Source organism: Thiogranum longum (genome assembly GCF_004339085.1).
GTDB classification, from domain to species: Bacteria; Pseudomonadota; Gammaproteobacteria; order DSM-19610; family DSM-19610; genus Thiogranum; species Thiogranum longum.
The window spans coordinates 1300727-1313463 of sequence record NZ_SMFX01000001.1; the positions used below are offsets into that span (position 1 = coordinate 1300727).

11 protein-coding genes are annotated in these 12737 nt (G+C 55.8%); 4 read left to right on the forward strand and 7 right to left on the reverse strand.

The genetic code is table 11. The features are described from left to right. Window positions 1–46 precede the first annotated feature (46 nt). Window positions 47–1261, forward strand: a complete 1215-nt coding sequence (locus DFR30_RS06580; protein ID WP_132971901.1) for a cation:proton antiporter — start codon at window positions 47–49, stop codon at window positions 1259–1261. 16 nt (window positions 1262–1277) lie between these two features. On the opposite strand, the gene DFR30_RS06585 is transcribed toward DFR30_RS06580, so the two are convergent. Continuing rightward, a complete protein-coding gene (locus tag DFR30_RS06585; RefSeq protein ID WP_132971902.1) occupies window positions 1278–2270 on the reverse strand; it encodes an OmpA/MotB family protein in 993 nt (330 codons plus the stop codon). 7 nt (window positions 2271–2277) lie between these two features. Continuing rightward, window positions 2278–3087, reverse strand: a complete 810-nt coding sequence (locus tag DFR30_RS06590) for a motility protein A (protein WP_165869117.1) — start codon at window positions 3085–3087, stop codon at window positions 2278–2280. A gap of 188 nt (window positions 3088–3275) precedes the next feature. On the opposite strand from DFR30_RS06590, the gene DFR30_RS06595 reads away from it, so the two are divergent. Continuing rightward, window positions 3276–3932, forward strand: a complete 657-nt coding sequence (locus DFR30_RS06595) for a glutathione S-transferase (protein WP_132971904.1) — start codon at window positions 3276–3278, stop codon at window positions 3930–3932. 183 nt (window positions 3933–4115) lie between these two features. On the opposite strand, the gene DFR30_RS06600 is transcribed toward DFR30_RS06595, so the two are convergent. The 5 genes from DFR30_RS06600 to DFR30_RS06620 form a co-directional block, all read right to left on the reverse strand. Then, window positions 4116–4802 (reverse strand): rhomboid family intramembrane serine protease, encoded by a 687-nt coding sequence (locus tag DFR30_RS06600; protein WP_132971905.1) that lies wholly within the window; start codon window positions 4800–4802, stop codon window positions 4116–4118. Between the two features lie 11 nt (window positions 4803–4813). Next, entirely contained in the window at window positions 4814–5500 is a 687-nt protein-coding gene (gene gph / locus DFR30_RS06605; protein ID WP_132971906.1) for a phosphoglycolate phosphatase, read from the reverse strand. Between the two features lie 2 nt (window positions 5501–5502). Next, a complete protein-coding gene (ubiG, locus tag DFR30_RS06610) occupies window positions 5503–6213 on the reverse strand; it encodes a bifunctional 2-polyprenyl-6-hydroxyphenol methylase/3-demethylubiquinol 3-O-methyltransferase UbiG (RefSeq protein ID WP_132971907.1) in 711 nt (236 codons plus the stop codon). Window positions 6214–6232: 19 nt separating this feature from the next. Beyond that, window positions 6233–7561, reverse strand: a complete 1329-nt coding sequence (locus tag DFR30_RS06615) for a TRZ/ATZ family hydrolase (protein ID WP_132971908.1) — start codon at window positions 7559–7561, stop codon at window positions 6233–6235. 145 nt (window positions 7562–7706) lie between these two features. Then, on the reverse strand, window positions 7707–8537 hold the full coding sequence (locus tag DFR30_RS06620; RefSeq protein ID WP_132971909.1) for a mechanosensitive ion channel family protein: 831 nt from the start codon (window positions 8535–8537) through the stop codon (window positions 7707–7709). 291 nt (window positions 8538–8828) lie between these two features. Here DFR30_RS06620 and mtnA point away from each other — a divergent pair, with 291 nt between their 5' ends. Together mtnA and gyrA are read left to right on the forward strand one after the other, a co-directional pair. Next, window positions 8829–9869, forward strand: a complete 1041-nt coding sequence (gene mtnA, locus DFR30_RS06625) for an S-methyl-5-thioribose-1-phosphate isomerase (protein WP_132971910.1) — start codon at window positions 8829–8831, stop codon at window positions 9867–9869. 190 nt (window positions 9870–10059) lie between these two features. After that, window positions 10060–12642 (forward strand): DNA gyrase subunit A, encoded by a 2583-nt coding sequence (gene gyrA / locus DFR30_RS06630; RefSeq protein ID WP_132971911.1) that lies wholly within the window; start codon window positions 10060–10062, stop codon window positions 12640–12642. Window positions 12643–12737: the final 95 nt, after the last annotated feature.

A 12737-nucleotide genomic window follows, 5' to 3' on the forward strand; every position in this document is an offset into this window, starting at 1 on the left:
TACAGGAATCTCCTGTCACCAGGATCAGCGGAACAAGAAGCGTCCTATGGAACCGAATTCAATACTACTTGATATCGCGTTCATTCTTCTGGCGGCGCGGGCCTTTGCCGAAATAGCGACTCGTATCAATGTACCGCCTATTATCGGCGAGCTGGTCGCGGGTATTGTGCTTGGGCCGAGTCTGCTGGGCTGGGTCGAGCCCAATGATGTGCTCGCGCTGCTGGCGGAAATCGGAATTATCCTGTTGTTGTTCGAGGTGGGGCTGGAAACCGATATCGGGCGGCTGGTCAAAGCCGGGTCCAGTGCGGCCGTGGTTGCGCTGGCCGGGTTCATTTTACCGTTTGTACTGGGGTTTGTTCTAAGTCTGTATGTATTCGACCTGTCAGTAATGGTGTCACTTTTCGTCGGGGGTACGCTGACGGCTACCAGTATAGGCATTACAGCGCGCGTCCTGTCGGATATGGGGCGTATACATAGTCAGGAAGGGCAGGTTGTACTGGGAGCGGCTGTCATCGACGACCTGCTCGGTGTGTTCCTGCTTGCGGTGTTGTTTGAGTTTTCTGTCAGTGGATCGATAAGCCTGATGAATACCGGCAAGATTATATTGTATGCCGGGGCCTTTTTCCTGATCGCGCCTGTACTGGCTAAAATGCTTGTGCCTGTCATCAAGCATTATCATTTTCAGAGCAAGGTACCCGGTCTCTTGCCCATTGTACTTGTCTCGCTGGTACTGATTTTTGCCAGTGCGGCACACGCCCTGGGGGCACCTGAATTGCTCGGTGGTTTTGTTGCCGGTATTGCCCTTTCACGTCGTTTCTTCCTGCCGTTTGGCGCGGCACTTACGATTGATCCGGAATTTGCCGAGCATACGCACCAGCAAATGCGACCCATCATACAGCTGTTTACACCGTTGTTTTTTGTGATGGTAGGCCTGTCTCTGGATCTGGGGGCTGTCGACTGGTCATCAGTATTTATCTGGGTGTTCTCGATTACTATTGCGATAATTGCAGTCGTCGGCAAGATGGTCGGGCCCTGGCTTATCAGGGAAACCCGTCACCGGAAAATCGCGATCGGGATGGCAATGGTGCCGCGTGGTGAGGTAGGTCTGATCTTTGCCGAACTGGGGCGAACGGCGAATGTGTTCGATGCAGAAGTCTACGCAGGTATGATCATCGTTATTGCCTACACTACCCTGGTTTCACCTATCTGGATCAAGGCATTTTATAAACGCTACGGACACCATTTGCCTGCTGACTCCTGAACCGGAGCGGTTCTGTCTATTCCTCCTGCAGTTCAAGTACAAAGGTTACCCGACGGTTCCGGTTGCGACCTTCCGGTGAATCGTTACTGGCACGCGGTCGTGTATCCGCATAACCAATGGCGCGGATGCGATCTGCCTCCACACCATTTTCGATCAGTTCACGAGCGACACTGGATGCGCGTGCCGTGGAAAGTTCCCAGTTGGAGGGGAAGCGAGATGTCTTGATAGGAATGTTGTCGGTATGACCTTCCACGGACAGTGACCAGGGCAAGGTCTTCAGCGTGGACGCCAGCTCACCGAGCAGCTTCACCCCGTCTTCTGAAAGTGCGGTACGAGCCGGGGCAAACAGAATGCTGTCGGCGATATCAAGGCGCAGACTGTTGCTGCGCGTCTGGATATCAATACGGTCAGCCAGCCCGCTGGCATGAATGCTCTGCATCAACCGGTCGATCGGTGAAGTGACCGTTGCCACGTTTTCCGGATGTTCCTGCTCCGTATCTATGGCGCTATTATTTTCTTGCTCTACCGGCGCATGCTCATGAGCTGCAATTTGTGCTTCAGGCTCAGGCGTGCTGACCCCGTTCTTCTTTTCCACACTTTTCCTGCTCCGTTCAGGTGCCGGTATTTTCAGTCGATTCAAGGGAGTGACAATTTGTGGTAGGGGTGGTAGTTGAATAGTGGCAAACGGTTTCAGTACGTGGATCTGGTCCGGAGCTGGAACTGGAGCTGTAGTTTGAGCAGCTGCAGGCGGCGCAGTCCTGTATTCAAAATCAATACGCGCCGGCGCATCGGGAATTTCATGTCCCGGTATCTTGTTGCGCTGGTGTTCCTGCGCCAGCAACAAAACAAACAGCGCCAGCAGCAGCGTCAGTACATCGATAAAACTCAACAGCCAGGTGTCGTTCTCCATCACGGAGGGTGCGGCGTCAAGATCCCAGGGGAATGAGTCATCTCCCGGTTGTCCTGACGACGGCGTTGTTTGCCGGGACAATGTTGACGCAACGGACATTATTGGTTCAGGCTCCGACCAGTGTCAGGTTGTTGGGCTGACGTTCCGCTTCAGCTTCGTTTGTGGCGCCGTGCTGTATGGATTCAAGTACATCGCGAATCTGTGCGGGATGACGTTTGTGATAAATCATCAGAATACCTTCCATCAGCGTTTTCATTTGCATCAGTCGCTGGCTTGTCCGGCGTTCAAGCTTGATGGCCAGGGGTTTGAATAACAGGTTGGCGGCAATGATGCCGTACACCGTGGTGATCATGGCGAAGGCCATACTTCCACCAATTTCCTGGAGGCCGCTTTCACCCAGGCCAGAGAGCATATTGACCAGCCCGAACAGGGTGCCAAGCATGCCGAAGGCCGGTGCAAAAATGGCCATGGTATTGATAATCTGTATGCGTCCCTGTTCACGTCGCAGCACACTGGACAGACGCCAGTGCAGGGTTTTCTCCAGCTCCTGTTCCGGTGCGCGATCGACGACCTGTTGCAGACCGGCACGCACAAACGGATTTTTGATGCGGGAGAGTTCACGCTCTGCATTACGTACACTGGCAACCCGGTAGCGGCTGGCAAACTGCAGCAGCTGGTCAATATCATGCTTTATGGCAGGCAGCGGTTCCTCGCGCAACAGGGCAGGGATGCTTCGCAGAACAGCCATGACTTCCACCGTCGGGCGGCTGAGAAAGGTGGCGATCAGGGTGCCGCCAAAGACCACAACCAGGCCGGGCAGGTTCAGGAAAGCACCGATATGCGAGGGTGAAATCAACATCATTGCCGCAATAGCGACGGCTGATGCCAGTAAAATCAGGCGAGTGGATTGTTTCATAAATGGCTCCATACAGACTTGCACAGGTATTAAGCAATTTCCGAACCGCTTTTGAATTACCCTGGAAAACATCGGTAAGTGTTTGTTATGAAATGAAGTAATATAGTGAGCCGCGGTGGCAGGCGAGACTGGCGGCAAAGCCTTGCCGATCCGTTTGCCGCTATGACCCGCTTTGAAACTGGAGAAATATGAGTATTCCGTCGGCATCGCCAAACATCCTGTACAGCTTCAGGCGCTGTCCCTACGCCATGCGCGCGCGACTGGCACTGAAATATTCCGGTCTTCCCGTTGAACTGCGCGAAGTGGATCTGAATGCCGTGCCGGCTGAGTTGTCGGCGGCATCATCCAAGAACACAGTGCCGGTGCTGGTGACGCCAGGTGGTGAGGTGATCGATGAGAGCTGGGATATTGTGCTGTGGTCGTTGCGTCACAATGACCCGGACAACGGGTTGGGTGATGACGAGGCGAATGTGATTCCGGCAGACCAGCTACTGGAAATCAATGATTTTTCCTTCAAGGAAGACCTGGATCGCTACAAGTATTTTGAGCGCTACCCGGAGCACCCGCAGGAATATTACCGAAAGCGTGGTGAAGAATTTCTGGAAGAGCTGGAAGAAATTCTGTCGGAAACGCGCTACCTGCTTGGCGACCGCCCCACACTGGCCGACATTGGCGTGTTTCCGTTCATTCGCCAGTTTGCCGGAGTGGATCGGGACTGGTTTGATCAGTCACCTTACCCGCATCTGCGTAACTGGCTGGATGAATGGCTGGCGTCGGAGCTGTTTAAATCGGTGATGGTAAAACACCCGCTGTGGAAGCCCGGCGATACACCGGTTTATCTTTGAGACCCGTCATTCCGGCGCCCCCGTCATTCCGAGGCTCCCGTCATTCCGAGGCTCCCGTCATTCCGGCGTATGCCGGAATCCAGTATCTGCCCGGGACCATGGATACCGGCCTTCGCCGGCATGACGGTATAGTTGGCATGACGGTATAGTTGGCATGACGGTATAGTTGGCATGACGGTATAGCTAACGTGGCGGTAACAGCGGTATACGTGCGTACTTGAAGAAAGGGATCAGTGCCATGCCGGCAAGGAAACCGCCAATATGTGCACTGAATGCCACACCGCCCGGTTGACCGCTGCTGGCGGCCGAGCTGACCAGTTGCAACAAAAACCAGAAACCCAGCACCAGTCCCGCGGGGATACGCATGGTGTACAGGAAGAATCCCAGTGGTATGGCGGCCAGTACGCGTGCATGCGGGTACATGAGCAGATAGGCGCCGAGCACGCCGGATATGGCACCGCTGGCACCGATCATCGGGACAGTGGAATCCGGATTGGGCAAAGCCTGGGCAAATACAGCAAATACACCGCAGACCAGGTAGAAGACCAGAAAACGTCCGTGTCCCATTGAATCCTCGACGTTGTCACCGAAAATCCACAGGTACAGCATGTTGCCGATCAGGTGCATCCAGCCGCCGTGCAGGAACATGGAGGTAAAAATCGTCATCCATTCCGGCACAATGCTCAGCTCCGGCAGCAGTTGCTTGCCCCCAAAGACAATCGCGGGTGTCATGCCAAGGCTGTACACGGCCAGTTCTACCCGTTTACCCAGTGACAGTTCCCAGAAGAATGCCAGTACGCAGGCGATGATGATGCCTATCGTGACATACGGGGTGGTACGGGTCGGGTTGTCATCGTACAGTGGTATCACAGTCTGTCCAGTTACCCGGCGTGGCTTTGTGTGCGTGTGGTGTCGAGGTGCTCAAGGATATCGGCCGGTTGCTCAATAAGTGCATCAGCGCCCCAGTTTTCCGGGCGGTCGTGTTCCATCAGGTAGCCAAAAAGTGCGACCAGCGTCCGCATACCGGCATTGCGACCGGCTTCGATATCGCGTTCGGCGTCACCGATATATATAGCGTCTTGTGGCTGGCAACCAACCAGTTTGCAGGCGTGCAGCAGGGGGGCAGGGTGGGGCTTGCGTTCCGGTAGTGTGTCACCAGACACTATGCAGGCGGTGCGCTGTGCAAGATTCAGCGCATCCAGCAGCGGGTCAGTCAGCCAGCCCGGCTTGTTGGTGACCACACCCCAGCGGATATGGCGTTGTTCGAGTTCGTCCAGCACCTCTCCCATACCCGGGAACAAAGCCGTGTGTACGGCGAGATTGGCCTGGTACAGATCCAGCAGTTGTTTGCGCAACGGCTCGAAGTCCGGGTGTTGCGAGTCAATCCCGAAGCCAAGCTCTATCAGTGCCCGTCCGCCGTGTGATACCACCGGGCGAATGGTCTCAAAGGGCAGTGCATCACGTTCATTCAGCTGCAATGTAGCATTCAGTGCCGCAGCAAGGTCTGGCGCAGTGTCGAGGAGTGTACCGTCCAGGTCGAACAGCACGGCGCTTGTCTGTGCAGCCATATTCAGTCGGTCTTCCGGAACCAGGCGAGGTAGTTCACATCGACATCATTACCCAGACGGTATTCACCGGTGAGCGGGTTATAGGTCATGCCGGTGAGATCCTGCAGTTGCAGGCCGGCGCCGCGCGACCAGCGCTCCATTTCCGAGGGGCGAATGAATTTCCGGTAGTCGTGGGTACCGCGCGGTAACATGCGCAACAGGTATTCTGCGCCGACAATGGCGAGCATATAAGCCTTGGGGTTGCGGTTGATCGTAGAGAAGAATACATCACCACCCGGCTTTACCAGGTCGGCACAGGCCTGGATGACAGATGCAGGGTCGGGGACGTGCTCCAGCATTTCCAGGCAGGTTACCGTATCGAATGCGCCCGGATGCCCGGCGGACATACTTTCAGCCGTAATACGCTGGTAATCGACCTGAACACCGGACTCGTGCTGGTGCAGTCTGGCCACCGTGAGCGGTGCTTCGCCCATATCGATGCCGGTCACCAGCGCGCCGCGTAGCGCCATACCTTCTGACAACAGGCCGCCACCACAACCTACATCGATGACCTTGCATCCTGCCAGTGGCGCACGCTGGTCAATATAGTCGATACGCAACGGATTGATGTCGTGCAGCGGTTTAAACTCGCTGTTCGGGTCCCACCAGCGCGAGGCCAGTGCCTCGAACTTGCTGATTTCTGCCGCATCGACATTGTGTGTAGCGTTATTCATGGTGTGCAAGATACCGGAATCAGCGCCCGGGTTCACCTGCCGCGATACGCGTTTGCCAACCACGTGTGCGTTGTAGCAGGTCATCAATGTCGAGGTGCGTCAGCTGGCGGTCGCGCATCAGCAGCTGACCTGCCACCCATACGTGGCTGACCTGTTCACGGCCGGCCGCGTAGACCAGTTGTGATACCGGGTCGTAGACCGGCTGTGTCTCCAGCGCACCAAGATCGACGGCAGTGATATCGGCCCACTTGCCGGCTTGCAGCGAGCCTGTCTGGTCGGCCAGCCCCAACGCCTGTGCACCGTTCAGGGTGGCCATGCGCAACACGGTGTGCGCGGGCAGCGCGCAGGCATCATCGGCCACCAGCTTGCCAAGCAGTGCGGCGCTACGCATTTCGCCGGTCATGTCGAGGTCATTGTTGCTGGCGGCACCATCGGTCCCGAGTGCCACGTTGACCCCTGCATCAAGCAGTTTGTGAACCGGGCAGAAACCACTCGCCAGCTTCTGGTTGGATTCCGGGCAGTGCACGACACTGGCGCCACTTTCCGCCAGCTGTGCAATCTCGCTATCCTCCAGCTGTGTCATATGCACGGCAGTCAGGGCAGGAGAAAGCAGGCCAAGCTTCGCCAGTCTCGCCAGTGGTCGTTGTCCGTATTGCCTGATGCTGTCTTCAATTTCACTGGCGGTTTCATGCAAGTGAATGTGCACAGGCAGGTCAAGTTCATCGGCCAGCATTTGTGCTTTTTTCAGAGGGTCATCCGACACACTGTAGGGTGCGTGTGGTGCAAACGCATGATTGATCAGCGGGTGGTGTTTGGTCTCGTCACGCAGTGCAAGACCTTTGGCGAAATATTCATCCGGGTTCTCGGCATATCGGGTCGGGAAATCAAGCAGGATCAACCCGGTGCAGGCGCGCATGAAACAGCTCGATGCAACCCGGGAAGTGACCTCCGGAAAGAAGTACATGTCATTGAAACAGGTTGTGCCGCTGCGCAGCATTTCGGCGATGGCGAGTTGTGTGCCATCGTGAACAAACTGTTCGCTGACCCACTTCTGCTCTGCCGGCCAGATATGTTGCTGTAACCATTCCATCAATGGCAGGTCATCCGCGATACCACGTAACAGCGACATGGCGGCGTGGGTATGGGCATTGACCAGGCCGGGGATCAGTGCGTGATCACCAAGCTCAATAGTGGTTTGCGCCTCGAATGACTGGCGGGCCTCATTGCCGGGAAGCAGAGCGGTAATACGACCTTCATCCACGGCAATACTGTGATATTCCAGCGTCTGTGTATCCGGTTCAACAGGAATAATCCAGCGGGCGTGTATCAGCAGCTCGGTTTGTTTCATTATTGTGCGCTCTGGTCGAGAAAAGGGAGTATACCTCAAGACCCGAATGTCGCTTCATTAAAGAGGAGCAATCCGGCGCCTGCCATAAAAAAAGGCAACCCGTTAATTACAGGCTGCCCTTTATACTGCGTGTCCGTAAGCTGTGTCAGTCTACGTTATGCATGTGCACTTCCTGCTGAGGGTAAGGAATACTGATGCCATTGGCATCAAAAGCAAGCTTGACCTTTTCCAGCAGGTCGGCATGCACCGGCCAGTAGTCACCGCTCTTGACCCAGGGACGAACATTGAAGTTCACACTGCTGTCGGCCAGTTCTGCCATGGCGACAGCCGGTTCGGGATCGGACAGGATGCGCTCATCCTGCTTCATGATGTCATTGATGATCTGTTTGGCCTTCGCAATATCGTCGTCGTAGCCAATACCGAATACCAGGTCGATACGACGTGTCGGCCTGGCGGAATAATTGGTAATGGTGCCGCTATAGATCTGCCCGTTCGGGACAATGATTTCACGGTTGTCACCGGTGCGCATGATGGTGGCGAACATCTGTACTTCCTCGATCACGCCGGTTGCTCCGCCTGCTTCGACAAAGTCACCGACCTTGAACGGGCGGAACAGGATGATCATTACCCCGGAGGAGAAATTGGCCAGCGAATCTTTCAGGGCCAGGCCAATGGCCAGGCCGGCGGCGCCGAACACAGCAAGCAGTGAGGTGGTTTCGATACCGAGGTGATCGAGGGCCGCCATGACAACCACCAGCAGCAGGACGGTATAGACCAGGTTGCCGATGAAATTGACCAGCATCACGTCCAGGTTGGACTTATTCATCAGTTTCTCGACTATGCCAGTCAGCCATTTTGCCACCCAACGACCGATGATGAAGATGGCGATGGCGACGCCAATCTGAATGGCCCAGGGGATCAGCACATTCTGGATCGTTTCCGGGTTACTCAATCCTGCAATATTTATTGATTCCATTTACTGGCTCCTTGGCGCAGACAACACGTTGTTGCGGCTTGATTATTTATGTCAGCGGGCAATTAGAATTTGAAACGCATGTAAATGCAACCTTGTTACAATGGCTGACTAGCTTAGGGAGCCTCTGATTAATGCGTCATTGCGAGTTAATGCGTCATTGCGAGCGAAGCGGGGCAATCTCATACTATGAAATCAGTCTGTTAGAGATTGCCGCGTCGCTCCGCTCCTCGCAATGACGCATTAATCAGAGGCTCCTCAAGATAGACAGATGTCTATTCAGGGAGGTACGGTTTGGAAAAATTACACGACGCGATTCGCGCCATGGCATGGACAGACGCAGGACTCGAATTGCTCGATCAGCGAAAATTGCCGCTGGCAGAATCCTGGCTGGTGCTGTGCGACTGTGCTTCAGTGGCACGGGCGATTCGTGACATGGTCGTGCGCGGTGCTCCGGCCATTGGTATTACCGCGGCCTATGCAGCGGTTCTGGCAGCACGCGAGCGGTATGCAAGGCAGCCTTCTGACTGGCGTACAGGCTTTGCAATCGATATGCAAAATCTTGCTCAGTCGCGTCCTACTGCAGTAAACCTCGTCTGGGCGGTGGAACGCATGCAGCAGCTGGCATTCTCGCTGAACGGCAATCCCGTGCCGGTACTGTTGTCCGAAGCGCAGGCGATACACGAACAGGATATTGCGGCGAATTACACCATGGGCGAACGGGGTGCCGCCTGTATCGATGACGGCAGCAGTGTCCTTACCCATTGCAATACCGGTTCACTGGCGACCGGCGGTTACGGGACGGCGCTGGGGGTTATTCGCAGCGCCTGGTCGGATAATAAACTCAACGCCGTTTATGCCGACGAGACGCGACCCTGGTTACAGGGTGCAAGACTGACCGCCTGGGAGCTGGTACAGGACAGCATTCCTGTAACACTTCTGGTTGATGGCGCTGCCGCCTGGTTGATGCAGCAGGGCAGGGTGCAGTGGGTCATTGTCGGTTCAGACCGGATTGCAGCCAATGGCGATGTGGCTAACAAGATCGGTACCTATGCCGCGGCGGTGGCAGCGCGGCATCATGGTGTCAGATTCATGGTCGTTGCCCCGTCTTCGACCGTGGATATGGGTACCGCCTGCGGTGCGGACATTCCCATCGAAATGCGTGCGGAACAGGAAGTCCTCAGTGCGGGTGGACAGCCTGTGGCAGCCAACGGCGCGCAGGCCTGGAACCCGGCCTTCGACATCACGCCGGCAGAACTGATCGATGTTATCGTCACTGAACGGGGTATTGTCGAGCATCCGGATACGGTAAAAATGCGTTCCCTTATGGTATAGACAGGAATTTGACGACCCGCCTCTCAGGGGCTCTCTGAGCCGTTCTCAGCACGAATTACCCGGATGCAGTAGTGTGCCTATGTGTGCTAAGATTCGGCTTTTAGCCGCTCTGGGCGTTTCAGCGCGTCTCAGGTAGCTTCATTTTCATTTTTGCGGAACCGGTGAATCGCCGGCTCCCGGGTTGATTTTCATGTCTGATTTCGCCAAAGAAGTGCTTCCGGTTAACCTGGAAGACGAGATGCGGCAATCGTATCTCGACTACGCCATGAGCGTGATTGTCGGACGAGCGTTACCGGATGTGCGCGACGGACTGAAGCCGGTGCATCGACGTGTGCTGTTCGCCATGAGCGTACTCGGCAATGACTTCAACAAACCTTACAAGAAATCCGCGCGCGTCGTCGGTGATGTCATCGGTAAGTATCACCCGCACGGTGATACGGCTGTGTACGACACCATTGTGCGTATGGCGCAGCCGTTCTCGCTACGTTACATGCTGGTCGACGGACAGGGTAACTTCGGTTCGGTGGACGGCGACTCACCGGCGGCCATGCGTTACACCGAAGTGCGCATGTCGAAGATTGCCCACGAATTGCTGGCTGACCTGGACAAGGAAACCGTCGATTTTGTTCCCAACTACGACGAGTCCGAGCATGAGCCCTCGGTTATGCCGACACGCATACCGAACCTGCTGGTCAATGGATCGGCCGGTATCGCAGTGGGTATGGCGACCAATATACCGCCACATAACCTCACGGAAATCGTCAAGGGTTGTATCGGGCTGATCGATAACCCGGAACTGACCATCAAGGAATTGATGGAGACAATTCCCGGTCCGGACTTCCCGACCGCAGCCATCATTAATGGTGTGCGCGGTATCCACGAGGCTTATCATACCGGGCGCGGGCGCGTACATATCCGTGCGCTCAGTCACATCGAGGGTGAAGAGGGCAGCAAACAGTCCATTGTCGTCACCGAGTTGCCTTACCAGGTCAACAAGGCGCGCCTGCTGGAGAAAATTGCCGAGCTGGTCAAGGACAAGAAGATTGAAGGCATCTCCAACCTGCGTGATGAGTCTGACAAGGACGGCATGCGCATGGTGGTCGAGCTCAAGCGTAATGAAGTCGCCGAGGTTGTGCTCAATAACCTCTACCAGCAGACACAGATGCAGAGTGTATTCGGCATCAATATGGTAGCGCTGGTCGATGGTCAGCCGCGGCTGCTCAACCTCAAACAGATTCTTGAAGCCTTTATTCGCCATCGCCGTGATGTGGTCACACGCCGTACCGTATTCCTGTTGCGCAAGGCGCGTGAGCGGGCACACGTGTTGGAAGGCCTGGCCGTTGCGCTGGCCAATATCGATGAAGTGATCGCACTGATCAAATCATCCTCCAGCCGTGCCGAGGCACGCGCCGAGCTGGTACGCCGGGAATGGGAGCCGGGTGTTGTCGGTGAGTTGTTGCAGCGCTCCGGCGCCACTTCATCGCGCCCGGACGGCCTGGACGACGTATTCGGCTACCACGGCGAGGTATACCGCCTGTCAGAAATTCAGGCACAGGCGATTCTTGATTTGCGTTTGCACCAGATCACGGGTCTGGAACAGGACAAGATCGTTGATGAATACCGTGAGCTCATTGCGCGTATAGACGGACTGCTGGAGATTCTCAATAACCCTGATCGCCTGATGAAGGTCATCCGTGACGAGCTGAAAGAAGTGCTGGAAAATTACGGTGACGAGCGTCGTACCGAAATCCTGACGGACCACCTCGACCTGACCATGGAAGACCTGATCACCGAGGAAGACGTCGTAGTGACGTTGTCACACCAGGGTTATGCCAAATCACAGCCGTTGTCCGACTACCGGGCGCAGCGGCGTGGCGGGCGTGGCAAGGCAGCCACCAAAGTGAAAGAAGAAGACTTTGTCGACAAGCTGTTTGTCGCCAGTACCCACGATACCATTTTGTGTTTCAGCAGCCGTGGCAAGGCCTACTGGCTCAAGGTTTACCAGCTACCACAGGCCGGACGCATGGCACGCGGGAAACCGATTGTGAACCTGTTGCCACTGGAAGAGGGCGAGCGTATCAACGCGGTATTGCCGGTTCGCGAGTTCCCGGAAGACCAGTTTGTGTTTATGGCGACCGCACAGGGCACGGTGAAGAAAACACCCTTGTCAGATTTCTCGCGGCAGCGTAGCAACGGCATCATCGCTGTGGATTTGCGGGCTGACGATTACCTGATCAATGTCGCCATTACCGATGGCACAAAAGACGTCATGTTGTTCAGTAATGTCGGCAAGGTCATTCGTTTCAATGAATCCGATGTGCGGCCCATGGGTCGTACCGCCTGTGGCGTGCGCGGTATCCGCCTGGCTGCCGGCCAGCGCGTCATCGCCCTGATTATTGTCAGTGAGGGCTCGGTGCTGACGGCCACCGAGCATGGCTATGGTAAACGCACACCGGTATCCGAATACCCGACACACGGTCGTGGCGGTCAGGGTGTGATCTCGATTCAGAGCACCGAACGTAACGGTGAGGTGATCGGTGCCGTACTGGTGCAGGACGACGATGAGTTCATGTTGATCAGCAACGGCGGCACACTGGTGCGAACCCGCGTTGCCGAAGTTTCGACCATGAGTCGTAACACACAGGGCGTACGCCTGATCAAGCTGCATGATGGCGAAGTACTGGTTGGCATTGCACCGGTCGCGGATGTCAGTGGTGATGATGAGAGTGATGATGATGTCGATGACAATGGTAATGGCGCCGATGAAACATAAGAGTGACCGTCATACCGGCGCAGGCCGGTATCCAGAGCGCAGGCACCGGTAGATTCCGGCCTGCGCCGGAATGACGGAAGTAGCTTAAACGTACG